The 25778-nt window shown below is 60.9% G+C and carries 21 protein-coding genes; 15 read left to right on the top strand and 6 right to left on the bottom strand.

The window, feature by feature from the left end:
- Window positions 1-26 precede the first annotated feature (26 nt).
- From ACP7B9_RS06075 to pdxS, 3 genes are all read left to right on the top strand, one after another.
- Window positions 27-590 carry an HIT family protein gene (locus ACP7B9_RS06075; RefSeq protein ID WP_425861670.1) on the top strand — a complete coding sequence of 188 codons (564 nt, stop codon included), beginning with the start codon at window positions 27-29 and terminating at the stop codon, window positions 588-590.
- Between the two features lie 7 nt (window positions 591-597).
- Window positions 598-1224: a phosphatidylinositol phosphate synthase gene (gene pgsA / locus ACP7B9_RS06070; RefSeq protein ID WP_425861668.1), complete on the top strand. Its 627-nt coding sequence runs from the start codon at window positions 598-600 to the stop codon at window positions 1222-1224.
- A 104-nt stretch (window positions 1225-1328) separates the two neighbouring features.
- Window positions 1329-2231, top strand: a complete 903-nt coding sequence (pdxS, locus tag ACP7B9_RS06065) for a pyridoxal 5'-phosphate synthase lyase subunit PdxS (protein ID WP_425861666.1) — start codon at window positions 1329-1331, stop codon at window positions 2229-2231.
- Between the two features lie 346 nt (window positions 2232-2577).
- On the opposite strand, the gene ACP7B9_RS06060 is transcribed toward pdxS, so the two are convergent.
- From ACP7B9_RS06060 to asnB, 3 genes are all read right to left on the bottom strand, one after another.
- Entirely contained in the window at window positions 2578-3252 is a 675-nt protein-coding gene (locus ACP7B9_RS06060) for a GNAT family N-acetyltransferase (protein ID WP_425861664.1), read from the bottom strand.
- Between the two features lie 7 nt (window positions 3253-3259).
- Window positions 3260-5284 (bottom strand): M3 family metallopeptidase, encoded by a 2025-nt coding sequence (locus ACP7B9_RS06055; protein WP_425861662.1) that lies wholly within the window; start codon window positions 5282-5284, stop codon window positions 3260-3262.
- A 128-nt stretch (window positions 5285-5412) separates the two neighbouring features.
- Window positions 5413-8097 (bottom strand): asparagine synthase (glutamine-hydrolyzing), encoded by a 2685-nt coding sequence (gene asnB / locus ACP7B9_RS06050; protein WP_425861660.1) that lies wholly within the window; start codon window positions 8095-8097, stop codon window positions 5413-5415.
- A gap of 142 nt (window positions 8098-8239) precedes the next feature.
- Between asnB and pdxT the strand changes: the two genes are divergently transcribed.
- From pdxT to ACP7B9_RS06005, 9 genes are all read left to right on the top strand, one after another.
- Window positions 8240-8926: a pyridoxal 5'-phosphate synthase glutaminase subunit PdxT gene (pdxT, locus tag ACP7B9_RS06045; protein ID WP_425861659.1), complete on the top strand. Its 687-nt coding sequence runs from the start codon at window positions 8240-8242 to the stop codon at window positions 8924-8926.
- A gap of 2 nt (window positions 8927-8928) precedes the next feature.
- The gene (locus ACP7B9_RS06040) at window positions 8929-9684 is read left to right on the top strand and encodes a YebC/PmpR family DNA-binding transcriptional regulator (RefSeq protein ID WP_425861658.1); all 756 of its coding nucleotides are present in this window, start codon (window positions 8929-8931) and stop codon (window positions 9682-9684) included.
- 3 nt (window positions 9685-9687) lie between these two features.
- Entirely contained in the window at window positions 9688-10275 is a 588-nt protein-coding gene (ruvC, locus tag ACP7B9_RS06035; RefSeq protein WP_425861788.1) for a crossover junction endodeoxyribonuclease RuvC, read from the top strand.
- Window positions 10276-10352: 77 nt separating this feature from the next.
- A complete protein-coding gene (gene ruvA / locus ACP7B9_RS06030; protein WP_425861656.1) occupies window positions 10353-10985 on the top strand; it encodes a Holliday junction branch migration protein RuvA in 633 nt (210 codons plus the stop codon).
- 3 nt (window positions 10986-10988) lie between these two features.
- Window positions 10989-12104, top strand: coding sequence for a Holliday junction branch migration DNA helicase RuvB (gene ruvB, locus ACP7B9_RS06025; RefSeq protein WP_425861654.1), 1116 nt, complete (start codon window positions 10989-10991; stop codon window positions 12102-12104).
- Between the two features lie 179 nt (window positions 12105-12283).
- Window positions 12284-12718 carry a preprotein translocase subunit YajC gene (yajC, locus tag ACP7B9_RS06020; RefSeq protein ID WP_425861652.1) on the top strand — a complete coding sequence of 145 codons (435 nt, stop codon included), beginning with the start codon at window positions 12284-12286 and terminating at the stop codon, window positions 12716-12718.
- A gap of 100 nt (window positions 12719-12818) precedes the next feature.
- Window positions 12819-14588, top strand: coding sequence for a protein translocase subunit SecD (gene secD, locus ACP7B9_RS06015; RefSeq protein ID WP_425861650.1), 1770 nt, complete (start codon window positions 12819-12821; stop codon window positions 14586-14588).
- A complete protein-coding gene (gene secF / locus ACP7B9_RS06010) occupies window positions 14588-15595 on the top strand; it encodes a protein translocase subunit SecF (protein WP_425861648.1) in 1008 nt (335 codons plus the stop codon). The genes secD and secF overlap by 1 nt, the downstream gene beginning before the upstream one ends.
- 252 nt (window positions 15596-15847) lie before the next feature.
- Window positions 15848-18109 carry a RelA/SpoT family protein gene (locus ACP7B9_RS06005; RefSeq protein WP_425861786.1) on the top strand — a complete coding sequence of 754 codons (2262 nt, stop codon included), beginning with the start codon at window positions 15848-15850 and terminating at the stop codon, window positions 18107-18109.
- A gap of 20 nt (window positions 18110-18129) precedes the next feature.
- On the opposite strand, the gene ACP7B9_RS06000 is transcribed toward ACP7B9_RS06005, so the two are convergent.
- The 3 genes from ACP7B9_RS06000 to ACP7B9_RS05990 form a co-directional block, all read right to left on the bottom strand.
- Entirely contained in the window at window positions 18130-18720 is a 591-nt protein-coding gene (locus ACP7B9_RS06000) for a hypothetical protein (protein ID WP_425861647.1), read from the bottom strand.
- 104 nt (window positions 18721-18824) lie between these two features.
- The gene (locus ACP7B9_RS05995) at window positions 18825-20324 is read right to left on the bottom strand and encodes a DUF349 domain-containing protein (RefSeq protein WP_425861645.1); all 1500 of its coding nucleotides are present in this window, start codon (window positions 20322-20324) and stop codon (window positions 18825-18827) included.
- A gap of 122 nt (window positions 20325-20446) precedes the next feature.
- Window positions 20447-21217 carry a peptidylprolyl isomerase gene (locus ACP7B9_RS05990; protein WP_425861643.1) on the bottom strand — a complete coding sequence of 257 codons (771 nt, stop codon included), beginning with the start codon at window positions 21215-21217 and terminating at the stop codon, window positions 20447-20449.
- A gap of 234 nt (window positions 21218-21451) precedes the next feature.
- Here ACP7B9_RS05990 and hisS point away from each other — a divergent pair, with 234 nt between their 5' ends.
- The 3 genes from hisS (at window position 21452) to ACP7B9_RS05975 (ending at window position 25759) form a co-directional block, all read left to right on the top strand.
- A complete protein-coding gene (hisS, locus tag ACP7B9_RS05985; protein WP_425861641.1) occupies window positions 21452-22798 on the top strand; it encodes a histidine--tRNA ligase in 1347 nt (448 codons plus the stop codon).
- Window positions 22799-23056: 258 nt separating this feature from the next.
- Window positions 23057-24868 (top strand): aspartate--tRNA ligase, encoded by a 1812-nt coding sequence (gene aspS / locus ACP7B9_RS05980; RefSeq protein ID WP_425861639.1) that lies wholly within the window; start codon window positions 23057-23059, stop codon window positions 24866-24868.
- A 93-nt stretch (window positions 24869-24961) separates the two neighbouring features.
- Window positions 24962-25759, top strand: coding sequence for a GNAT family N-acetyltransferase (locus tag ACP7B9_RS05975; protein WP_425861637.1), 798 nt, complete (start codon window positions 24962-24964; stop codon window positions 25757-25759).
- Window positions 25760-25778: the final 19 nt, after the last annotated feature.

Raw genomic sequence — 25778 nt, 5'->3', positions numbered from 1 at the left:
CTAACCACGCAACAAGGAAGTACAACGTGAGTAACCAAGGTGCGGTGGCCAACGCCGTTGAGGATGATTTTGAGCTCCCCGGAGTTCCTGATGCCTTTCAACGGCTCTGGACACCGCACCGGCTCGCTTATGTCAAAAAGGGCGAACAGGTTTCGGGTGTTCATGACTGCCCCTTCTGTGCAGCGCCAGGACGCAGCGACGAGGAATCACTGATCGTTCATCGCGGCGAGCTGGCGTATGTGGTCCTGAACCTGTTCCCATACAACCCAGGTCACCTGCTGGTGTGCCCCTACCGGCATGTTCCTGATTACACGGATCTGACGCTGGAAGAAACCGCAGAATTTGCCGCGTTGACCCAGCACGCCATGCGTGTGCTGCGGGCAGTGTCCAACCCCTCCGGCTTCAACCTTGGTATGAACCAGGGCGTCACCGGAGGGGCTGGCATCGCCGCCCACCTTCATCAACACATCGTGCCTCGGTGGAGTGGCGACGGAAACTTCCTGCCCATCATCGCCGAGACTAAAGCCATAACCCAGTCGTTGGGCGACGTGCGCGAGCAGGTTGCCAACGCCTGGAACACTCTGGAATAGGTTTTTCATGCTGAACAAGTATGCTCGAGCCCTCTTTGCCGCCATCTTCACACCCATGGCAGCACTGCTGGTGCGGTTGAAGGTTTCCCCCGACGCGGTCACCATCATCGGCACCCTCGGTGTGGCGGCCGGTGCGCTCATTGGCTACCCGCTCGGGGAACTGTTTTGGGGCACCGTGGTCATCACTGTTTTTGTCTTCTCCGACATCCTTGACGGGCTGATGGCCCGCATGATCGGCCGGAAAGGCAACTGGGGAGCCTTCCTGGACTCCACCCTTGACCGAGTGGGCGACGGAGCCGTGTTTGCCGGGATTGTTGTCTGGTTCTACACGGGCGGCGACAACCACTTCATTGCCGCCATGGCCCTGACCTGCTTGGTGCTCGGCTCGATCGTTTCCTACGCAAAGGCCCGGGCCGAGGGCCTTGGTATGACAGCCAATGTTGGTATTGCCGAACGTTCCGATCGCCTGGTGGTCGTTCTCGTGGCGACCGGGCTGGTAGGCCTCGGACTCCCGGAAGTTGTGCTCGCCGTCGTTCTTGTTCTGCTGGCCATCGCCAGCGTTGTCACGGTGTTCCAAAGGATCGGAACCGTGCGTCGTCAGGCCATGGCGGCCACGGCAAACCTTGGACAGTAACACTCATTTTTAGCGCCGCTTCTGGCAGGAATAGACTAACCTCACCCGTGCGATGAATCACGTTGACGGGGTTAATTTAATCGTTCCTTCCCAGAGGGGTTTTTGTGTCTACACCCGATGTAACACCGGTGACCGGCAGCAGCCGAGTCAAGCGAGGCATGGCGGATATGCTCAAGGGCGGCGTCATCATGGACGTTGTCAACGTTGAGCAGGCAAAGATTGCCGAAGATGCCGGCGCCGTAGCCGTCATGGCCTTGGAGCGCGTGCCCGCTGACATCCGTGCCCAGGGTGGCGTCTCCCGCGCCAGCGATCCGGACATGATCGATGCCATCATTGCCGCCGTGTCCATCCCCGTCATGGCCAAGGCCCGCATTGGCCACTTCGTCGAGGCCCAGGTACTGGAATCCTTGGGCGTTGACTACGTCGACGAGTCCGAGGTCCTGACCCCGGCCGATTACGAGCACCACATCGACAAGTGGAACTTCAAGGTTCCCTTCGTCTGTGGCGCCACCAACCTCGGTGAGGCCCTGCGCCGCATCAACGAAGGTGCTGCCATGATCCGTTCCAAGGGCGAGGCCGGCACCGGCGACGTTTCCAACGCCACGGGCCACATGCGCAAGATCCGCACGCAGATCGCCCAGTTGGCAGCCCTGCCCAAGGACGAACTCTACGTCGCCGCGAAGGAACTGCAGGCCCCGTACGAGCTCGTCAAGGAGGTTGCCGAGGCCGGCAAGCTCCCCGTGGTGCTCTTCACCGCCGGCGGCATCGCAACCCCCGCTGACGCTGCCATGATGATGCAGCTCGGTGCCGACGGCGTATTCGTTGGCTCCGGCATCTTCAAGTCCGGAAACCCGGCCCAGCGTGCCGCGGCAGTCGTCAAGGCCACCACGTTCTTCGACGATCCTTCGGTCATCGCGAACGTTTCCCGCGGCCTCGGCGAAGCCATGGTCGGCATCAACGTCGCCGACATCCCCGAGCCGCACCGCCTGGCCGAGCGCGGCTGGTAACACCCAACGCCGCACCACATTACGGCGTGTTTTACTCGACGCCGCACCACTTTAGGGTGTCTGCGGCGTGCAAACAGTTGAGGGAGATTCATTTCTCCCTCAACTGTTTGCGTTCACGGCAACTCCAAGCCAAGGATTGAAACCATACGGCGGCCTCCGGTGACCCTTCGCAGCTGCCACCCAAGAGGAAACCTGGCAGCTGAGCAGCGCAATCAACGGTTAGCCCAGACTGCGCGAGCGTTTGGAAAAAGTGCCCCATATCTGCGCGAGCGTCGGTCAAAAACGGCCGGAAGGTGATGCCGCGTCGGTCGAAAACGGCCGGAAGGTGATGCCGCGTCGGGAGGGGCTACTTGAGCGGGTGGAACCACCATGTTTGACCCTTGCCAATGAGCTCAAAGCCGCGCTGACGGTAGAGCCGTTGACCGTCGGGTGTGGCGTTCAGGAGCAGGTGTTCGGCTCCGGCATTGAAGGCAGCCTCGGACAAGGTGTTGAGCAGGGCTGTGCCCAGTCCCGTCCGGCGGTGTTCCGGAGCCACCACCATGTCAAAGATTCCGGCCAGGTGCTTCTTGCCCTGATCCGGTGGCAGATAGGCATAGGACCGCCCTGCCCACTCCTCGCTGCTGCGCCCCGTGGCCAGCCACACCTGGTGCGGAACTAGGGACGTCAACGTCACCCGGGCATCCGGCTCGTCGCTGTCAGCCACAACCGACTCAATATCCAGTGCACGTGTCATCCACCATGGCTGCCAGCCGCGTTCAAAACGGTATGCCGGCAGGATTCCCTCCCTGACGGCTGCATTCATCCAGATCCCCACTTCGGTGGCACCGCGGCGTTCGGCCTCGGCCAAGGCAGGCTGGAGCCCAGCATCGGTAATTTCGGTGGGGAACATGCACAGCATTTGTCGGGTCTCGGGCAGCCAGACCCAGTCCATGCGGTGTGTAGAAAAGGCCCGGCCGCCCGTGGCCTCGGCCAGGGCCCGGAACCATGCGTGCTGCGTTCGTTGGCAGTCTGCGAGAGTCACCACGGGACTAGACCAGCCCCCGTCGTGCCAGCAAAGGTGCCGTGTCGGCATCGCGGCCGGCAAAGTCATGGAATGCTCGCAGTGGGTCTATGGCGAATCCACGGCTCAGCAGGGTGTTGCGGAAGTGGTCGCCGTTGCTTCGTGACAGACCGCCGTTGGCCTTGAACCAGGCGACGGTGTCGGCGTCGAGCACCTCGCTCCAAATGTAGGAGTAGTAGCCGGCCGCGTAGCCGCCAGCAAAGATGTGGTTGAAGTACCCCGTGCGGTAGCGCGGCGGCACGGCGGGGAGATTAATTCCTGCGGCGGCCAGCGCGGCAGCTTCGAAAGCCAGTGGATCCTGCACGGGTGCGCCGGGAGCAAGCTCGTGCCAGGCCAGATCCAGCAGCGTGGCACCGAGGTACTCCGTGGTGGCGAAACCCTGACCCCACAGCGAAGCGTCCGCGAGTTTTTCGGCGGTACCAACAGGCAGAGGTTCACCGGTGCGGTAATGCTTGGCATAGTTGCCCAGCACCTCCGGCCACAGGATCCACATCTCGTTGACCTGCGAGGGATATTCAACGAAGTCACGGGGGACGTTGGTGCCAGAGAACTTCGGGTACGTGACAGACGAGAACAGGCCGTGCAAGGCGTGGCCGAATTCGTGGAAGCACGTCACCACCTCATCGAAGGTCAGCAATGTGGGTTCGCCCGCTGGGGGCTTGGGAATGTTCAGGTTGTTGACCACCACGGCGTGGGTGCCCTCAAGCGTCGACTGCTCATCGAAGGAGTTCATCCACGCGCCGCCCCGCTTGGTTTCGCGCGTGTAGAAATCACCCACGAACAACCCCAGTGTGGACCCATCGGCGTTGGAGACCTCCCAAATGCGGACATCGGGGTGGTAGCCGGTCAAGTCGTGGCGTTCGGCGAATGCCAAACCGTACAGTTTCGAGGCGGCATAAAACACGCCGTTCTCCAGAACACTGCCCAGTTCGAACCATGGACGCAGCGCGGCCAGATCAACACCGTATTCGTCGCGGCGAATCTGTTCGGAGTAATAGGCCCAGTCCCAGGCCTCGATGGTGTGGCCGGCAGTGGCTGCCAGTTTCTCCGCTTCCGCGCCGGCATTTCGAACGGCTGCCGCAGTGATGGGGGAGAGCATGGCGTGGACGGCGTCCAGGGACGGAGCCGTTTGAGGTTCGATCGAGCGGGCCGCCTCTGACTCGAAGCCTAACAATGCAGCCTTCTCCGCCCGCAGTGAGGCCATGGTCGCGGCCAATGAGAGCACATTCGATGCACCATCACCACTGCCGCGGCTCACCGAGGCAAGATGCAATTTCCTGCGCGTCTCCCGGTTCGTGAGCACTTCCAGTGCCGGTTGGGCGGTGGGCAGGATCAGCGTCAACAGGTAGCCATCGGCGTGACCGGCCGCGCGGGCTGCGGCGGCGGCGGTTGCCAGGTCGTCGGCGCTCAGTCCGTCAAGCTCGGCCGGGTCCTGAACATGCACGGCGGCCTCGTTGCCTGCCTGGGTGACTTTTTGCGAAAACTCGGTGCTGAGGGAAGAAAGCTGTCCGTTGAGTTCGCGCAGACGTTCCTGCCCTGCCGGGTCAAGGCCCACGCCCGCACGGGTGAATGACTTCCGGTATTCAGTGACCAGCCGGGTCGATTCCTCGTCCAGACCCTCCGTTGGCACGGCCATCATCCGCTCGAACAACGCCGCATTGAGCAGCACGGTGTCATCGTGTTCGGAGAGCCGCGGGGCCACCTGAGCCTCGATGGCTTGGATGGCCGGGGTGCCATCGGAGCTGGCGATGTTGAAAAAGACGTTGGCCACGCGTGTCAGCACGGCCCCGCTGCGCTCCATGGCCAGCACGGTGTTCGCAAAGGTGGCCGCCTCGGCACACGCCGTGATGGCCTGGACCTCCGCTAGCTGCTGCGCAAAACCGGCCTCGAATGCTGGCAGGTAGTGCTCCACCGCAATGGCGGCGAAGTCGGGCAGCTGACACGGCAGCGTGCTGGCCTTCAGGAACGGGTTGACTGAATTTTCCTCGGTCATGCTTGACTCTCTCATGGCTTAACCCAAGGACGACGGCGAAACGAGAGTTTCGCCGTCGTCCTTGGCTTGCGGTGTTGGCTTGGCTTGCGTGCCTTGGCTTGCGTGGTTTGGCACGCGACGCCTAGTGACTATTTTTGGGTGAACACGAGGGACATGGGGGTGGTCTCCGTGGTCTGACCCTGCGGGTTGTCGCGGAAAATGTCCTCGAGGACAGTCTTGGTCAACCCGGTGTCGTGGCCCAGTGCCACAACGCCGAGATCGTTGGCGTCCATGATGGCGGTTCCGGCGAACGTCGCGGCGTATTCGGCCGGTACGCTGGCACGGACCAGCGCGCTCAGGCGGGCGGCAACTCCGTCGGGGTCAACCGGTGCGTACTTCACCGAGTGCGTGGACGTGCCAACCTGGTAGCCTGCTGCGCCGTCGATCGCGTTGATGTTGTGGCCAACTACCTCGTAGAACACGCCCGATTTGCCCTGAAGCTTGCCGATGACGGAGCGGGCGGACGCGTACATGATGCGCGGCAGGCCCACCTCGTCGATGGCAAGCTGCATGGACCAGGGGCTGGCCAAGCCGATGCCGCCCGGGTTGCGGGTGACGAACTTGCTAAAGAATCGTGCAGAGTTGCTGACCTTGATGTCCCAGACCGGAATGGACCGGCCCTGGGTCATGGCAACAATCTTTTCCGAGAGGAACAGGTACCAGGGAGCATCCGAGGTGGCTGTTGCATGCTCCGCGCCTGCCGTCGGCAGCCCGTCGAAGAAGCGCTTGACGTAGGTCATGACGGTGGGATCGAAGTCGGTTTCCTTGTAAAAAACCTCGGTGCGCAGCGGGTAACGACGGAACGTTCCGGCGTTATTCGGCACAGTTATGTCCAGCTGCTTGTCGGCGTTGGGGATGTAGTCGCTCTTGCCCTCGATGCCGGCCTTGATTTCGGGTTCGTCGAAGAACTCGCGCAGCCACAGTTCGGTGTTAATGAGGCGCCAGAAGACCATAGTTGAACCGGAGCTCTTGCCGCTGAGGTGTTCCTCGAACGCGTAGATGACCGCGTCCTGGTTCCAGTAGGGGCGGCTGCCGAAGGAGCTGGAAAGGAAGATCTCGTAGATCTTTTCCTTCATGTGCCCAAACCACTCGGCCTCAGGGGTGGTGAAGCCGATCTTGTTGCGACGGTTGCTGATCATTTCCGGCAACAGTTCGCGGGTGGCGTCGCGCAGAATGCGCTTGTTCCAGCCGCCCTTGATGATGGATTCATCATCGAGGCTGAACAGGAACTTCACTACTTCCTTGTCCAGGAACGGTACGCGGCCCTCCAAGGAGAAACGCATGGTGTTCTTGTCTTCGTAGCGCAGCACGGCCGGCAGTGACTTGTGGAACAAATCGTCAATGAGACGCAGCTTGAGGTTGTCCGGGATGTTGGCGAACTTCTCGGACTTGTACTTGGCCGTGAACGTCTTGTTCAGCAGCTGGCCGATGCCAATTTCCTTCTTCAGCGTCAGCTTTGACTGAATGCGGAAGCGGGCCAGACGGAACAGAATGTCCGAGCTGGAGAGCATCTCCTTGGCAAGCTTGGAGGTCTGGCCATTCTTCTTGAGCTGGCGCAGGTACGCGAAGTAGTACGGGATGTAGCCGGCCATCATCTCGTCGGCGCCCTGGCCGTCAAGGAGAACCTTGACGTGCTTGGAGGCTTCACGCATGACCTGGTACTGGGCGTAGGGGCCCGAGGAGATGATGGGCTCCTCCATGGTGCGCACAAAATCTTCGAGGTCTTCGACGAACTCGCCCGGCTGGGGCAGGATCTTGTGGCTGATGACATTGCCCTCGCAACGAGCCAGCACGGCGTCCGCGTAGGCTTCCTCATCATTGATCGAGTTCGGGAAAACAGCCGAGAACGTCTGCTGCTTGGCGCCGATGGATTCCGTGGCCGCTGCGTTTTCGGCCATCAGTTTGTTGATGGTCACGACGACGGCGGACGAGTCCAGGCCGCCGGAAAGGGCTGTTCCCACGGGGACTTCAGACTGCAAACGCAGGCGGACACCCTCGGTGAAGCGTTCGCGGTATTCGGCGATGACGGCGGGGGAGTACGGGGTCTCCACCTTGGCCAGCTCAGCGAGTTCTTCCTTGAAGCGTGTGTAGGAGCTGATCGTGACGGTTCCGGCGGGACCGGCCTCGGAATCGACCGTGTTGACCACAAGCTTCTCGCCGGGCATCAACTTCTGCACACCGGCAAAGAAGGTGGAGGGCTCGTCGTCGTGAATCCTGAACTGCAGGTAACGGAAGAGGATGCGCTCATCGACGCCGCGCTCAATCTTGTTGGCTGCCAACAAGGGCTTGATTTCCGAACCGAAAATCAATGTGGGTGCCTCGGTGGTGCCGGCAGTGGCGAAGTACAACGGCTTGATGCCGAAGTGGTCACGGGCCAGAACCAGGCGGTTGTTCTTGAGGTCGTGAATGGCAAAGCCAAACATGCCGTTGAAACGGTCAAAGGCCGCGTCGCCCCACTCTTCGTAGGACTGCAGCACCACTTCGGTGTCCGACTTGGTGGAGAAGGTGCGTCCTAGGGCTTCAAGCTCGGCTCGCAGCTCCAAATAGTTGTACACCTCGCCGTTGTAGACCAGAACAGTCTGGCCATCGGCGCTGTACATGGGCTCCTGGCCGTGGGCCACATCGATGATGGAAAGGCGGCGGTGCGCCAGCCCCACGTTGCCCTGCGTGTAGATGCCCTCACCATCGGGGCCCCTATGTTCTATACACGCATTCATCTGCTGCAACAGGGTTTTGTCTTCCCCATAACCGTAGTAACCGGCGATTCCGCACATACTTACTTACCTCATCTTTAGTACGTCAGTCCTGCCGACAATGCTACTTGCTTGCGAGCCCAACCCCGCCCACCGTGCTCGGCGCGTAAGGGAACTTCTCACCAGTTATCTGTGTGAGATAGCGCCCATCTATGATGGGGCTGTGACTTTTGACTCCACTAAACTAACTTCCACCGGACCCCTTGTAGGCATTTTGGCCTTGCAAGGTGACGTCCGTGAGCACGCCAAGGCCATTGAGGAATGCGGTGCCCGTGCCGTATCCGTGCGCCGCCCCAGCGAGCTGGCCGCCGTCGACGGCCTCATCATTCCCGGCGGTGAATCGACAACCATTGACAAGCTCAGCCGGATCTTCGGTATGCGCGATCCGCTCATGGACGCTATAGCCGCAGGATTGCCTGTTTATGGCAGTTGCGCCGGCATGATCATGTTGGCCAACGAGATCGCCGATCCGGCCAAGGATCTATCCGGGATGCCACAACAAACGCTCGGCGGGCTTGACATCACTGTGCGTCGAAACGCGTTTGGGCGGCAGGTGGATTCCTTTGAAACTGAGCTCGATTTTCAGGGTCTGGCCCCGGCCGGCCAGCCTGAAACGCCGCTGCACGCCGTGTTCATTCGCGCCCCATGGGTGGAGCGTGTGGGGGACGGAGTTCAGGTCCTTGCCGCGGTGAAGCCGCCCGAAGCCGCGCAAAACGCTAGGATTGATTCAGAAGTTCGTGCAGTTGCCGTTCGCTCGCAGCATCTGCTGGCCACCTCCTTCCACCCGGAAGTGACGGGAGAACGCCGCATACACGAACTGTTTATTCGGATGATTAGAGGAGACGCGTAACCATGTCAGGCCACTCCAAATGGGCAACCACCAAGCACAAAAAGGCCATCCTTGACGGTCGGCGCGCAAAGTCATTTGCCAAGCTGATCAAGACCATCGAGGTCGCTGCTCGTGGTGGTGGCGCCGATCTGCAGGGTAACCCTGCGCTCGAATTGGCTGTCTCGAAGGCGAAGAAGACCTCGGTTCCGGCGGACAACATTGACCGCGCCATCAAGCGTGGCGCAGGCCTGCTCGGCGATGCCGTTGAATACCAGACCATCATGTACGAGGGCTACGGCCCTCAGGGCACCGCGATCCTGATCGAGTGCCTGACCGACAACAAGAACCGTGCCGCTTCAGAGGTTCGCCTGGCCGTTGGCCGTAACGGCGGCAACATGGGTGATCCCGGTTCTGTTGCCTATATGTTCACGCGTAAAGGTGTTGTCAGCCTGCCCAAGAACGGTCTCAGCGAAGATGACCTGCTCATGGCCGTACTTGAAGCTGGCGCCGAAGAGGTCAAGGATGAGGGCGAGAACTTTGAGATCATCTCCGATCCTCAGGACCTCCCCGCCATTCGCGCGGCACTGAATGAGGCCGGCATCGAGTATGAAAGCGATGAGGCAGCCTTTGTGCCGTCCATGCAGGTTGAACTTGACGTTGAGAACGCCCGCAAGTTCATGAAGCTCTACGACGCATTGGAAGACCTGGACGATGTCCAGAACATCTACTCCAGTGCTGACATGAGCGCCGAGGTTCTCGCCGCTCTTGAAGAGGACTAGGCACTGCGTGTTCTTGGTGTTGACCCGGGCCTGACCCGGTGCGGGCTCGGCGTCGTTGACGTTGCAGCCAACCGCACGGCCACCCTTGTGGGGGTCGGTGTGGTGGGCAGCTCGCACGAACTTACCCTTGACGCCCGGCTGCTGGTCATCGCGGAAGCGATTGACCAGTGGCTGGACGCGTTTAAGCCGGATGTTTTGGCAATTGAGCGTGTGTTTGCCCAAACTAACCTCAGCACCGTTATGGGTGTGGCGCAGGTTTCCGGAGTCGTCATGGTGGCGGCCGCCCGTCGTGGAATTCCCGTCGCCATGCACACTCCCTCGGAAGTCAAGGCTGCCGTGACAGGCAACGGCCGGGCAGATAAAGAGCATGTCACCGCCATGGTCACCCGACTCCTGCGCCTCTCGGAACCACCCCGTCCGGCCGATGCGGCCGATGCCCTGGCCCTGGCCATTGCCCACGCGTGGCGCAGCGGAAATTCTTTTTCCAAAGATCCACAAGGCACGACGGCGGCACAAAAGTTATGGCGCGAAGCCGAGACAAAGTCCAAGGTCAAGAAGAACAAAGAAAAGCCGGGCCCGAAGTGGAACTAGTTGCTAGTAAATATGTTCGATACACTTAAGAGTCACCGAGTGGCCAATCCGTCCGGTTCTTGTCAGGAGCAGTTGTCATGATCAGTTTTGTTCGCGGTCCCGTTGCCGCGCTTTCCCTCGCCCAGGCCGTCATTGACGTTAATGGTGTGGGCATGCTGGTTCACGCAACGCCCAAGACCCTTGGCAACCTGCGGTTGGGGGAGGAGGCCACCCTCACCACCGCCATGATCGTGCGCGAAGATTCCATGACTCTCTTCGGTTTTGCGGACGACGCGGAACGTGAGGTCTTTGATGTCCTGCTCACGGTCAGCGGAATCGGACCCCGCTTGGCGCTGGCCATCCTTTCCGTGCTGGAACCGGAAAGCATCCGCGTCGGAGTAGCTAGCGGCGACGGCAAGATTTTCACGAAGGTCCCCGGCGTTGGCCCCAAAGTAGCGGGCCGGATCGTCTTGGAACTCAAGGGCAAGCTCAAACCCACCGGTGTTGCCACCTCCGCCGCCCCTGCGGCCGTTGCTGTCATGGAGTGGAAAGACCAGGTAGTGGCAGCGATGACCAGCCTTGGCTGGAATGAAAGGGACGCCTTGAAAGCCATCGACGCCGCCGTTGCTGCGGAACCGGAACTGGCAGAAGTTGGAAATGTGGCAGCCGTGCTGCGCGCCACCCTCCGTGGGCTCGGTCAGGACAACTCCCGTGCCAAGGCCGGGCGCTAAGTCATGCCCGGATTGGATGATTCAATTCCGCTCTTGCCAGGTCAGATCAGCATCGCCGGGGAGGTAGCCTCGCGTTCCGGGGCCGCAGAGATTGTTGCTCCCGTGGCCGAGCCCGAGGAGCGCGAACTCGAGGCCGCGCTGCGGCCAAAGAACCTTGATGATTTTGTTGGCCAAGAGCGCGTTCGAAAACAACTGGCGCTGGTACTTACGGCATCCAAGATCCGTGGCCGCAGTGCCGACCATGTGCTCATGTCCGGCCCGCCAGGTCTCGGCAAGACAACTCTGGCGATGATCGTTGCGGCCGAAATGAACGCGCCGCTGCGGATCAGCTCCGGCCCGGCCATCCAGCACGCAGGTGACCTCGCCGCCATTCTCTCCTCCCTAACCGAGGGTGAGGTTTTGTTCCTTGACGAGATTCACCGCATGTCCAGGCCGGCCGAGGAAATGCTGTACATGGCCATGGAGGATTTCCGCGTAGACATCATCGTGGGAAAAGGGGCCGGAGCCACGGCCATTCCGCTCGAGTTGCCCTCGTTCACCCTAGTCGGGGCCACCACGCGTGCAGGTTTGCTGCCGGGTCCGCTGCGGGACCGCTTTGGCTTCACCGGGCACCTTGAGTTTTATTCGGTGGCGGAGCTGGAACTCGTGCTGCGCCGCTCGGCAGGCATGCTTGATCTCAAGCTCACGAGTGCCGGGTTCTCCGAGATTGCCGGCCGGTCCAGAGGAACACCCCGCATCGCCAACAGGTTGCTGCGCCGCGTTCGCGACTGGGCCCTAGTGCACGGCATTGAAACCATCGATGCCCGTTCAGCATCGGCAGCACTTGATATGTATGAGGTGGATGTCAGGGGACTTGATCGCCTTGACCGCTCCGTTCTAGAGGCCTTGGTCAACAAGTTCAACGGTGGGCCCGTGGGCCTCTCAACCTTGGCGATCGCCGTGGGAGAGGAAACCGAAACAGTGGAAACCGTTGCCGAGCCCTTCCTGGTTCGCGAAGGCCTGTTGGGGCGTACCCCTCGTGGTCGCATTGCCTTGCCCGCAGCATGGGAGCACCTAGGCCTGAAAATGCCGAAGAACGCCGTGGCCGCCGCCATGCTGCCCATCGACGAGGACGCCTAGCCGGAATCGGGAGCAACGGTGAGGTTTCCGCCGTCCTACGCTCCTTTGTGTGTATTTATGGGCGGTTGTGCGCGGTTTCCCACCTTGTCCCCAGCTTTACCCTCTAGACTGGTATGACGCCCGGCACGTTTGCTCCGTTGTCTGGCTCCATATTCTCCTTAACGAACGGATTTTCCGCTGTGTTCTCCAGCAGTATCTTAGCCGCAGACCCCGCCGCATCGGCCGGTCTCTTGAGCCCCATGAACCTTGTCTTGTTCGCCATGTTTGCCCTCCTGATCTTCATGATGGTCCGCAAGCAGAAGAAGACCAAGGCTGCCGCAGAGGAGCAGCGCGCGAAGTTGGCTCCGGGCGTTGAGATGATGACCAACTTTGGCCTGTTCGGCAAGGTCCTGTCCATCGACGAGGACGAGAACAAGATTGTTTTGGAAATCTCACCCGGGACCACCGCGACGGTTCACCGCCAGACCGTTGCAAAGATCATTGCCCCTGAAGAAGCAGCAGCCGTCGTGCCTGACGATGCTTCCTCGCTCACCTTGGGCAAGTTGGACCAGGCCGAGGAAACCGCTGAGGAATCCATTGAGCGCTTGAAGAACGAAAACAACAAAGACAACTAGCCTTATTCGGGTTGGCAGCTGCTGTGTCAGAACATCATGTTCCATGGCACAGCAGCCTTGCCATGTTCTCACTACCCGTGACCAATAGAAGGATCCCTTGATGGCACGAACCGGTCCGACGTCCACAGCCCGCAGAACTCTTCTGTGGCTTGCGGCGATCATCATTGCATGCACCTTGGCAGTAGGCGGCGGCGTCATTGCCGGTGCCGCCACTTGGGCGCCAAAACTTGGCCTGGATCTCGAGGGCGGCACCCAGATGATTCTGGCGCCAAAGGTCGAGGGCGCCGGCAGCATCACCTCCGAACAGCTGGATCAGGCTGTTTCCATCATTCGCCAGCGCGTTGATGGTTCGGGTGTTTCTGAGGCCCAGATCGCCACCGAGGGTGGCCGCAATGTTGTTGTGAGCATGCCGGGCAAGCCCACGGACGAAGAGCGTGAGCTCATCAAGGCGTCGGCCAATATGAGCTTCCGCCCCGTGATTGCCACGTCTGGGAATCCAGCCGGTGCTGTCGCCGAGGCGGATCGAACCGCCGAGGCTGATCTGCCCGTACCAACGGCGGCTCCCGTCGATGCAAGCGACAGCAACTGGGTCGATGCCGCACTCTACAAAGAGTACGAGGCCACCAGCTGCATCGCCCCGCTCACCGAACGTCCCACCACCTCGGATGCCACGAAGCCCATTGTGAGCTGTGAACCCGACACAGGTGTCAAGTACATCCTCGGCCCGGTGGAAATCCCCGGTAAGTGGATCAAGGACGCGAGCTACGGTCTCGCCCAGGGTGCACAGGGTGCCACCACCAATCAGTGGTCGGTAAACCTGACCCTGACAAAGCCCGAGGGTGCTGAGGCTTTCAAGGCGGTCACGCAACGCATGAATGCGAAGTACCTGGTCAACGCCAATGATCCGCAGGCCCGGTTCGCCATCGTCTTGGACGACAGCGTCATCTCTGCTCCCTCATCCATGGCTGTCATCACGGACGGCCAGTCTTCCATCACCGGTCAGTTCACCGAGGCCGGCGCCAAGTCCCTCTCGGACAAGCTGAAGTTCGGTTCCCTGCCCATTAGCTTTGAAATTCAAAGCGAAGTCCAGATTTCTGCCACCCTTGGTTTGCAGCAGCTGCAGATGGGTCTGATGGCCGGATTGATCGGCCTTCTTCTGGTGGTCATCTACTCGCTGTTCCAGTACCGGGCCCTCGGCTTCGTCACGATCATCTCGCTGGTTATTGCTGGTGTGCTGACATATCTGGCGATTGTCTTGCTGGGCTGGGCCGAAAACTACCGCCTCTCCCTGGCCGGTGTGGCAGGTATCATCGTGGCCATCGGTCAGACCGCCGACTCGTTCATTGTGTACTTTGAACGGGTCAGGGATGAACTGCGAGACGGCAGGGGCCTGGTGGCCGCCGTCGAAAATGGTTGGGGCCGTGCCAAGCGCACCATCCTAGCTTCCAAGGCCGTGAACATTCTGGCCTCCTTGGTCCTGTACTTCGTCTCCGTTGGCAGCGTCAAGGGCTTCGCATTCACCCTGGGTCTTACCGCGGTAGCTGACCTCATTGTGGTCTTCATGTTCACGCACCCGACCCTGCAGCTGTTGGCACGCACCAAGTTCTTTGGTGAAGGCCACGCGTTCTCCGGTTTGGACCCGAAGCAACTCGGAGCCATTCCGTTGTACCGCGGTGCCGGGCGCATCCGCACTCCGCAGGAGTCTCTGGAGGTTGTGAAGGGCAAGAATGCCCGCGCCGCAGGTGAAGCCGAACGCCGCCAGACCATTGCCGAACGGCGGCTGGCAGCCAAGGAAGGCCAAATGGTTGGCAGCAGCGCTGCCGGGGCTGCAAAGCCAGAGTCCAGTGACGACTCCAAGGAGAACAACTAATGAAGAGTTTCGCCACTTTCGGCAACGAACTGTACACCGGAGAACGGTCCTACGCGTTCGTTGGAAAACGTAAGATCTGGTTCGGCATCACGGGCATCCTGGTGCTCCTTTCCATTCTGTTCCCCCTCCTTGGTGGCGGGTTCAACTTTGGTATTGATTTCCGCGGAGGCTCGCAGTTCACCATCTCCGAGGTCGCACACACCGATGCTGCCATTGGTGAAAAGGCCGTGTCCGATGCCGCGCCCGGAACGGCCGCCGTTGTCACCAACGTCGCAGGAAACACCATGCAGGTCCAGACGGACAGGCTCAGCGATGACGACACCCTGAAGGTCAAGGATGCGTTGAAGGAAGCTTACGGAGTGACCGAGGACCACATCACCTCAACCTTCGTTGGCCCTAGCTGGGGCCAGGATGTATCGCGCCAAGCCATCATCGGCTTTATCGTGTTCGTGCTGCTGGCAACTGTCCTGATGGCTCTCTATTTCCGGACGTGGCGCATGTCCATCGCCGCCGTCGTGGGTCTGATGGTTGTCATGGTGGTCACCGCCGGAGTTTACGGGGCCTCCAATTTCGAGGTGACTCCCTCTGCCATCATCGGCTTCCTGACCATCCTGAGCTATTCCCTCTACGACACAGTGGTGGTCTTCGACAAGATTCGCGAGAACACCGCCGAAGTCACCAAGACAACGCGACGCACCTTCGCCGAGGAAGTTAACCTCGCCGTAAACCAAACGCTGGTGCGTTCCATCAACACCATGATGGTCGCGGTACTCCCGGTGGCATCGATCTTGTTCATCGGAGCCCTGCTGCTTGGTGCAGGCACCCTGCGTGACCTGTCCTTGGCATTGTTTATCGGCATTATTGTCAGCACCTTCTCCACCATCTTCGTCGCAGCCCCCCTGTACTCATGGCTGCGCGAACGGGAGCCGGAGCTTGCTAAGCAGGCCAAGAAAGTTCATCAGCTCCGTGCCACACAGGCCGCTGCTGCAAAGGTCGACGCCGTCTAGGCGTTTTGCGCCAACCTCGCCATGGCGGGTGGAGGGCCGGGTTCGAAAGTAAAGCTTTCGAACCCGGCTTTCTTTTGGTCAAAATTGACCGCAACGCACCTTAGACTGGACTAATGCCCCGTAGAGGGGGCGCATGGTGTGCAAGTGCGTGAGGGAGGTAATGCGTTGAATGGTGAATCACCCTCGCATGAGATTTTGACCCAGAACAGTGGCACGCCAGCGTCAGGTGCCGATGCCGGTACCCCGCGCCCGGTGGAGCCAAGGCCCACATTTCCTGGGCGTCGAGAGCGCACAAGATCACGGCTGGCCCGGCTGACAGGGTGGTCAACGGAGAGCTATTCGCCCATCCTAGAACCGCTGTTGCGCATTGTCCGCGCCAGAAACCCCAAAGAAGACTTCGAGCTGATTCAGCGCGCATTCTCCGTGGCGGAAAAATACCACGAAGGACAAAAGCGCAAGAGCGGCGATCCTTACATCACGCACCCCGTGGCCGTGGCTACGATCCTCGCCGAAATGGGAATGACCGGCAGCACCCTTGCCGCTGCCCTGCTTCACGACACTGTTGAAGACACCTCTTACACCCTCGCCGAGCTGGAACGCGACTTCGGTCCGGAGATTACTGTCCTCGTTGACGGTGTAACCAAGCTGGACAAGGTGGAGTTCGGCGACGCCGCGCAGGCCGAAACTGTGCGCAAGATGGTCATCGCCATGGCCAAGGACATCCGCGTGCTGGTCATTAAACTGGCAGACCGGTTGCATAACGCGCGGACCTGGCGCTTTGTCTCAGCCGCATCCTCTGGCAAGAAGGCCAGGGAAACCCTGGACATTTTTGCCCCGCTGGCGCACCGCCTCGGCATGAACGCCGTGAAATGGGAGCTCGAGGAGCTCTCCTTCGCCGCCCTGTACCCCAAGGTGTATGAAGAAATTGTCCGGATGGTCCAGGACCGATCCCCGGAACGTGAAAAGCAACTAAGCATCATCCGGCGCGAAATCGTCGAGGTCATGCGTGTCTCCAAGCTCAAGGCAGACGTCACCGGACGGCCGAAACACTACTACTCCATCTACCAAAAGATGGTTGTCCGCAACAAGGACTTCGATGACATCAACGATCTCCTTGGCGTGCGCGTCGTTGTGGATACCGTGGGTGATTGCTACGCCGCACTGGGCCAGATTCACGCGCTGTGGAGTCCGCTGGTGGGCCGGTTCAAGGACTACATCGCCCTGCCGAAGTTCAACATGTACCAGTCGCTGCACACCACAGTCGTTGGCCCCGGTGGCAAGCTCGTTGAAATTCAGATCCGTACCCTGGAAATGCATCAGCGGGCGGAATATGGCGTCGCCGCACACTGGAAGTACAAGTCGGGCAATAAGGCACCCGTCAGCCTCCAGGAGGACATGAACTGGCTGCGTTCCCTGTTGGATTGGCAGCAGGAAACCAGCGATTCAAATGAGTTCCTGGAGTCATTGCGCTATGAAATGAACTCCAAGGAAGTGTACGTATACACTCCCAAGGGCAAGATCATTGCCCTCCCGGAGGGTGCAACCCCCGTGGACTTTGCCTACTCTGTGCACACTGAGGTGGGAAACCGGACCATCGGTGCCCGCGTGAATGGCAAGCTGGTGCCGCTGAACAGTGAGCTCTCCCACGGTGACACCGTGGAGGTGTTCACCAATAAGGCCGAGGGCGCTGGCCCCAGCCAGGACTGGCAAAACTTTGTCAAGAGTGCCAGGGCCCGAAACAAGATCCGCCAGTGGTTCACCAAGGAACGCCGTGACGAGTCCATTGAAAAGGGCAAGGAACTACTGACCAAGGCCATGCGGAAGGCCAACCTGCCGCTTCAAAAAATGATGACGCACGACGGACTCCTTGCCGTCACGGAACATTTCCACTACGTCGACATTGAAGGTCTCTATGCAGCAGTGGGAGACGGGCATACCTCGGCACAGTCCGTCGTCGAGCGCCTACGCGACGTCCTTGGATTTAGTGACTTCATTGAAGACGCGCCGGCTCCGCCGATCAGCCACGTCTCAAATGCCCGCTCCCGAATCTCAGAGTCCGGGGTCATCGTCCACGGCATGGCCGATGTCTTGGTTAAGCTGGCCAGATGTTGCACGCCGGTCCCGCCTGATCCCATCGCCGGATTTGTTACAAAGGGATCGGGAATTTCGGTACACCGGCAGGACTGTCCCAATCTGCAGCACATGCAGCAAGAACCCGACAGGCTCGTCGACGTCGAATGGGCACCTACCCAATCTGGCGTGTTCCTCGTAGAAATCCAGGTTGAGGCACTTGACCGCAAGAGCCTATTGGCCGATGTGACGCGCGTGCTGGCCGAGAACCACGTGAACATTCTTGCCGCCGGCGTCAGCACTACTCGAGACCGCGTCGCGATGTCCAAGTTCGCATTTGAGATGGGTGACCCCCAATACCTGGATCACGTGCTCAATGCGGTGCGCCGCATTGATGGGGTATTCGACGTTTACCGAGCAACGGGAACCCAGCGCCGGGCGTAGCTGTAGCTGGTGAGGGGTTGTCAGGACGCATGTCCTTCGATCAGTTCCGCCAACAGCGCCTGACCCCTGATCTTGCCGGGTACGTGGACGGCAATGCCTAGGGCCTGCCGAATACGGCCCAACGGGCAGTGCAATGAGGGCACGGAGCTCATGCGAAGCAGCACGTCCCGCGCAAGACCGTGCGGGGCGGTACGGGCAACGTCAAGGGCTGTTCGCAACGGGCTGGTAACGAGTACCTCGCCGATGGGCTGGACATCGAAGGTATTGAGGTACACCTCTCGAAGGGTGCAGCCACTGAATGGCGGCAGGCTGGTGCTCTTGCCCGAGCGATCCTGGACCAAGGCAATGACCTCGGGTGGGGGAGCACAGCCATAGACCCAAGCTGCGGATAGCTGGCTCAGCGCTGCTCGCTGAGCCAGCCCGGCAGGGACGTGATGGGCAAGTGCCGCGGCACGCAATTGAGCGGATTCCGCAACTGCCACGGAACGGAACGCGTCCCCAATAATGGGCCAGAGCACGCCGTCGATCTTCATGGCGTGAAGTTCTGCCAGCACAAAGAGATTACTTGGGACCAAAAGGGCATCGGATCCGGAGGTCGGAATTTCTGTCATGTTCCAAGACTGCACCTTGAAATGGGCAAGCAAAAGGCCCCCAAGCCGGATTGTGGACAACCCGGCCCGGAGGCCCTTCCAAGCTTTGTCAACGCTCCACGATGCTAGGAGAAGTCGGCCGCTGCCTTCTGGATCTGCTCGAGCCACAGCTCGCGCGCTGCGAGAGCCTCGGAGGCCTTGGCGACCTTGCGGGCGTCTCCGGCCTTCTCAGCCTTTGCGAGATCGTCCTTCAGGCCTGCGATGGTGGCCTCCAGCTGGCTCAGGGCGCTGCTGGTGCGGGCCTTGGCCTCCGGATCACTCCGACGCCAGTTGTCCTCGTCAGCGGAACGCACTGCGTCCTCAACCTTGCGCAGGCCAGCCTCAACACGCTGCATGTCGTTGCGGGGAACCTTGCCGGCTTCCTCCCAGCGATCACGGATGTTCTGCAGCGTCTTCTTCGTTGCGTTCAGGTCCTTGATGGGAAGCAATGCTTCTGCTTCGGCAATCAGGGCCTCCTTGACAACCAAGTTGGAGCCGAATTCCTCATCGAGGGCATTGTTGGCGTCCTGGCGAGCGGCGAAGAACTTGTCCTGAGCGCCGCGGAAGCGGGCCCACAGGGCGTCGTCGTCCTTGCGGCTGGCGCGGGGAGATGCCTTCCACTGGTCCATCAGGCGGCGGTATTCGCCAGCTGCGAAGCCCCACTCGGTGGACGTAGCCAAGGCCTCGGCGGCCTCGATCAAGGATTCCTTGGCCGTCTTTGCAGCGGCATTGTTGTTGTCCAGCTGCGAGAAGTACGCGCGGCGGTGACGATCGAAGACGGTGCGGGCGCTGCGGAACCGCTTCCACAGTCCTTCTTCCGTAGCCCGGCCGAGGCGCATGCCCGACTTCTGGGCTAGCTTCCAGGCCTCGAAGAGGTCATTCATGCGGGCGCTGCTGACTTTCCACTGAATCGCGGAGGGGTCTTCGGCGGCGATGACCTCGGCCTCGGCAACGATGGCTTCACGGGAGGCCAGCTCAACGGAGCGTGCTGCATCGTGTGAAGCGCGCTCAGCCGTGCCGAGCTCCTTGATGTTTTCTTCAAGGGCGACAAGCCGGGCAAGACCGGCGTTGACGTCGCCTACGCTGGTCCGCTCACCAAGCTGCTCGCGCAGGTGGGTCACGGCCTTATTCATGTCCGTGGTGGGTGCCTTGGCTTCTACGCGCTGCTCAAGTAGGGCAACCTGGGCGATGATGTCATCAAATTTGCGGACGAAGTACGTCAGCGCCTCTTCTTTGCTGGCGCCCGGGTACTGGCCCACGGGGAACTCTTCGCCATCAAGGATCAGGAAAACATGACCGTCTTCTTCGGCGCGGCCAAACTTGGCAGCCTCGGTCAGGTTGACTGCGGGGGCAACAGGGGCAGACGCAGCCGGAGACGGCGTGGGCGCTGCTGCGGGGGCCTTGGGGCGGGCAGCGAAGGCGGCCGGGGAAGGCGAGGCGGCCGGTGAAGGTGAGGGTGCCAGGACGGGAGCGGCGGGGGCCGGCTCCGGCGTCACGTCAGGCTGCGCAGGGCTTGCCTGCTCAGTGGTTGAGTCATGCCCTGTGGCAGAGGCAAGTGTTTCGTCGGATTCTTGACTGTGTGTCACCGCTAAAAGTCTTTCGCTTGATGGATGCTGACGGGTGCTGCAAAGCGGTATGGCCGGAACCGCGTGGTGCTTTTTCATAGGTGGGCACTAGTGTGCGGCACCCGGGAAGGCCTTTAAGAAAACTACTTGAGTTGGAACGAGTCTATCGTCACCTTGGTCGACGGCGCACCGTCGGTGGCGCCGTCGGCGATCCCGCCCTTGGCAATATCGGTGACAACGTCGATCCCGCTGGTGACCTTACCAACAATGGTGTAGCCACCCGTGTCCTGCGGCAGGATCGTGTCCTTGAAGGTGATGAAGAACTGTGTGCCATTGGAATACGTGGTGCTGGCACGGGCCACGGCAATGGTCCCGGCAGGGTACTTTCCGTCCGCCGGCGTGTTCTCGACCGGGCCCCACTGGTAGCTGGGATCGCCTTGGCCATCGCCGTTGAGTGAGCCGCACTGCAGCACACCGAAGTCGGTGGTGTCAGCTAGGCGGTGGCAGGTCTTTCCGGTCATGAAATCAGAATCGGCCAATGACTTGAACACGGCTGCGGCCTGTGGTGCGGCCGCGCCGTCGAGGCTCACGCCAAGTGGCTTGCCGTTGAGCGTCAGTGTCCCGGTAAAGGTTTTGCCTGCAGCCGTGTCAGCCAAGGGAACCGTGGGGCTGTTGGTCTGGGCCGCGGCGGTTGCGGAAGGCGTGCTCTCAGCGGCGACGTCGGTGCTGTCCTTGGCCGAAAAGACCGTCAAGGCCAGGACGACGGCAATCGCCAGCGCGGCGCAAATGGCAATTAAGGCAATCAGGTTATCGCGCTTGCGCCGGTGGATCTGCTCCGTATGCAGCGCCTGGTTGGCTTCCATACGTGCAACGCGGGCCTTGCCTTCGCGGCTGGACTTATTGCTGGTGACCAACTGGGCCTCTCCTTCAATTTGAGCGGTATGTTCGCCACGTTCGAGCCTGAGCCAAACGGGCGGGTTAGGGGTGGAGTGCCAAACCTTATAAAATGGCAGTCGGTGTCAGTTTACCCACGGATATGCCGCATGACGGCGTATATAGGTGCTCACATCGCATTGCATTGAATACCCGCCCCACCGCATCCCTGGGATTGATTCCCGGATCCGGTGCATGTTAGGAGAGCAACACCCATGGCACGCAACGCCTCCTTGTCAGGTTTTCCCGAGTGGCTCCCCGAGGAGCGGTTGGTGGAACAGCACGTGCTGGACACCCTGCGCCGCACCTTCGAACTGCACGGTTTCAGTTCCATTGAGACCCGCGCGGTGGAAACCGTGGGCCATCTGCTCCGCAAGGGTGAGATCGACAAAGAGGTGTACGGCCTCTCGCGCCTGCAGGACGACGACGGAAACACCGCCACGGCCACCAAGGATGATCCCAACGCGCTGGCCCTGCACTTCGACCTCACCGTGCCGTTTGCGCGCTACGTTGTGGAAAATGCTGGCTACCTCTCCTTCCCGTTCCGCCGCTACCAGATCCAGAAGGTGTGGCGCGGCGAGCGTCCGCAGGAAGGCCGTGCCCGCGAGTTCACCCAGGCAGATATTGACGTCGTGGCCGACGGCGTACTGCCGTTCCGCTATGACGTGGAACTTGCGCTGGTCATCGCAGAGGCGCTCTCCGCTCTTCCCATCCCGGCTTTCAAATTGCGGATCAACAACCGCAAGCTCGCCGAGGGTTTCTACCGGGGTATCGGCTTGAGCGACACCGCGGGCGTGTTGCGCAGCATCGACAAGCTGGAAAAAATTGGCGCCGAGAAGGTTGCCGAATTGCTCATGAACGAGCTCGGCGCAACACAGGAGCAGGCAGATAAGGCATTGGCCCTGGCCTCCATCCGCACCGAGGACACCTCCTTCGTTGAAAAGGTGCGTGCCCTCGGCGTCACCGACGAGCTCATGGAAGAAGGCCTCAACGAGCTTGAGCAGGTCATCTCGGCTGCGGTAAAGAGCGCGCCCGGCTCCGTTGTGGCCGATCTCTCCATTGCCCGTGGCCTTGATTACTACACGGGCACCGTTTACGAGACGGTCTTAGTGGGCCACGAGCAGCTGGGTTCCATCTGCTCGGGTGGTCGCTACGACGCGCTGGCTTCAAAGGGCAACCGCAAGTTCCCCGGCGTCGGACTCTCCATTGGCGTTACGCGCCTGGTGGCCCGCATCCTCAGCCAGGAATTCGCCAAGGCAAGCCGCAGCGTCCCCACAGCCGTTCTCGTAACACTGGTCGATGAGGACAGCTGGTCTGACGCCCAGGACGTGGCCGCCGCCCTGCGCGCCCGCGGAATCTCCACCGAAGTTGCCGCCAAGGCTGACAAGTTCGGCAAGCAGATCAAGTACGCCGACAAGCGCGGCATCCCGTATGTGTGGTTCACGGATGAGACCGGCGCCCACCAGGTCAAGGACATCCGCTCCGGCGATCAGCTCGCAGCTGACCCCATCACCTGGATGCCGCCAGCCGAAGACCTCACGCCGCAAATCGTCATGGCCTAGGACCGTGCCTCGGGCGCTTGCGGGGCGGACCCGCGGCGTCAGGTGACGCGCCCATCGAGGCACAGGAGCCGACATTTTTTGTAGGCGACGTAAAGGAGACGCCAAAGGCCGCCCGCGGCCGACGCGTCGGATAGTCGCCGGAAAAATGCCGGGCCTGGGCCGGGAGTGATGATCGCCTGTGCTCCCACGGTAAACTTCTAGACAAACCCTTATTTTGCGACCCGGATAGGGCCGTTCATCACCATTGAAAGGAATGCTGTGCTGCGCACACATGACCTAGGCTCCTTGCGGGCTGAACATATTGGCCAAACCGTCACTCTCTCGGGGTGGGTTGCCCGCCGTCGAGATCATGGTGGAGTGGCCTTCTTGGACCTGCGTGACGCATCGGGCGTGGCTCAGATTGTTGTTCGTGAGGAAGAAGTTTTCCACGCCCTCCGCAACGAATTTGTCTTGTCGATCACCGGAACGGTCTCGCGCCGTCCAGAGGGTAATGAAAACCCCGCCCTCGCCACCGGTGAGATCGAAGTTCTGGCTGATGAGGTTGTGGTTCTCAACGAGGCCGCGCCGTTGCCGTTCCAGGTTGACGAGCACGTTGAAGTTGGTGAGGAAGCACGCCTGAAGCACCGCTACCTTGACCTGCGCCGTCCGAGCATGCAGCGCAACATGCGCCTGCGCTCCGAGGCCAACCGGGTTGCCCGCAACCTGCTGCACGATCAGGGTTACATCGAAATTGAAACCCCCACGTTGACCCGCTCCACCCCTGAGGGTGCTCGCGACTTCGTGGTGCCGGCACGTTTGGCTCCGGGATCCTGGTACGCGTTGCCGCAGTCCCCGCAGCTGTTCAAGCAGCTTCTGCAGGTTGGCGGCTTCGAGAAGTACTACCAGATCGCTCGTTGCTACCGTGACGAAGATTTCCGTGCGGACCGCCAGCCGGAGTTCACGCAGTTGGACATCGAGGCCAGCTTCGTTGACCAGGACGACATCATCGCCTTGGGCGAAAAGGTTGTCTCCGAGCTGTGGAAGCTGATCGACGTCGAGATTCCGATGCCGATCCAGCGCATGACCTACTGGGATGCCATGGCCCGCTTCGGCTCGGACAAGCCTGATCTGCGTTTTGGCCTGGAATTGACCGAGATGACGGAGTTCTTCAAGGACACCGAATTTGGCGTTTTCAAGGCTCCCTATGTTGGTGCTGTTGTCATGCCCGGTGGTGCCTCACAGCCCCGCCGCCAGCTTGACGCATGGCAGGAATGGGCCAAGCAGCGCGGCGCCAAGGGCCTCGCGTACGTTTTGGTCAAGGACGAGGGCGAGCTGACCGGTCCGGTTGCCAAGAACCTTACCGACACCGAGCGTGCTGGCCTGGCCGAGGCCGTAGGCGCCAAGCCCGGCGACTGCATCTTCTTCGCCGCCGGTGAAGTTTCCACGTCACGCTCCCTCTTGGGTGCTGCCCGTGTTGAGATCGGTCACCGCACCGGCTTGATCAACCCGAATGATTGGGCGTTCGTGTGGGTTGTTGACGCACCCATGTTCGAACCCACCAGCGTTGCCGTTGGTTCCGGCGACGTGGCCCTGGGGCACAGTGCCTGGACGGCCGTGCACCACGCGTTCACATCGCCCAAGCCCGAGTTCATGGACAACTTCGACACCGATCCGGGCAACGCGCTGGCTTACGCCTACGACATTGTCTGCAACGGTAACGAAATCGGTGGCGGTTCCATCCGTATTCACCGCCGCGACGTGCAGGAGCGCGTGTTCGGTGTCATGGGCATCTCCGAGGCTGAGGCCGACGAGAAGTTCGGCTTCCTGCTGGACGGGTTCAAGTTCGGCGCCCCGCCTCATGGCGGCATCGCCATTGGTTGGGACCGCGCCGTGTCACTCCTGGCCGGTGTTGACTCGATCCGCGACGTCATCGCCTTCCCGAAGTCCGGCGGCGGTTACGATCCGATGACCGAGGCTCCGGCCCCGATCACGGCGCAGCAGCGCAAGGAAGCCGGCGTGGACTTCAAGCCTGAGGTCAAGGCTGAAGCTAAGGCTGAAGCCAAGCCCGACGCCGCGCCCGAGGCTAAGTAGTACCTGAGGCAGCGTGTATCCGTTCGAATAGAAAACCGGTCTTCCCCGTGGGAAGGCCGGTTTTTTGTTGCCTAGGACGTTTTAGAATATTCCATGACTATTGTCGAAACCGCGTCCATTGACCTTCTGGAAACGCTGATGGATGCGGCGTGGCCTGCTTTGGAACGTTCGACGGCGGATGGCTGGGTTTTGCGTTCGGCTGGCGGGGTGACGCAGCGAGCCAATTCCGTCTGGCCGGCCAGGGAGGCGGGCGATCCGCGAGCCGCCCTTGCTGAGGCGCTCGATTGGTACGCTTCCCGACGGCAACCTGTGATCTTTCAATTGACTCATCGGCCCGAGCACGCTGCACTGGGTGTTTTGCTGGATGGGCTGCGCTACTCACACCAGTCCGAGACACTCATCATGACGGCCCCGGCAGTAAACACTGCGACCACACTGGAATCCGCTCTCCACGTAGTAATCAGCAAGGCGCCATCGCCGGAGTGGCTGGAGCTGTGGTGGAGCGTGGATGGCCGGGGCGGGGCCGTCGAGAAAGCCATTGCGGAACGTATTCTGCTGGGTGCACCGGCCCTCTACGCCACGGCCCTGGATAACCAAGGGCAAGCCGTGGGCACAGGACGACTTGCGATTCCGGGTGTCGACGGTGGTGACGGTTGGGGTGGAATCTATGGCATGGCCGTTCATCCGGACGCACGGCGTCAAGGGATCGCGACGGCAGTCCTTGTAGCGCTCTTTGAAGCCGCTAAAGAGTCCGGAGTTGAGAACTACTGGCTGATGGTCACGGCCGCCAACCATGGTGCCCAGGCACTTTACGCCCGTGCTGGATTCGCCGAAGTAGGCCGCTACCACTATCGCCAAGCGCCTTTGCGGCGAGCCCTAGGGGCCTGCTAGCCCTGTCCGTCCCGGCAGT

The organism is Arthrobacter sp. TWP1-1 (assembly GCF_049897845.1).
Lineage (GTDB): Bacteria > Actinomycetota > Actinomycetes > Actinomycetales > Micrococcaceae > Specibacter.
This window is presented reverse-complemented; position numbering and strand designations above follow the sequence as displayed.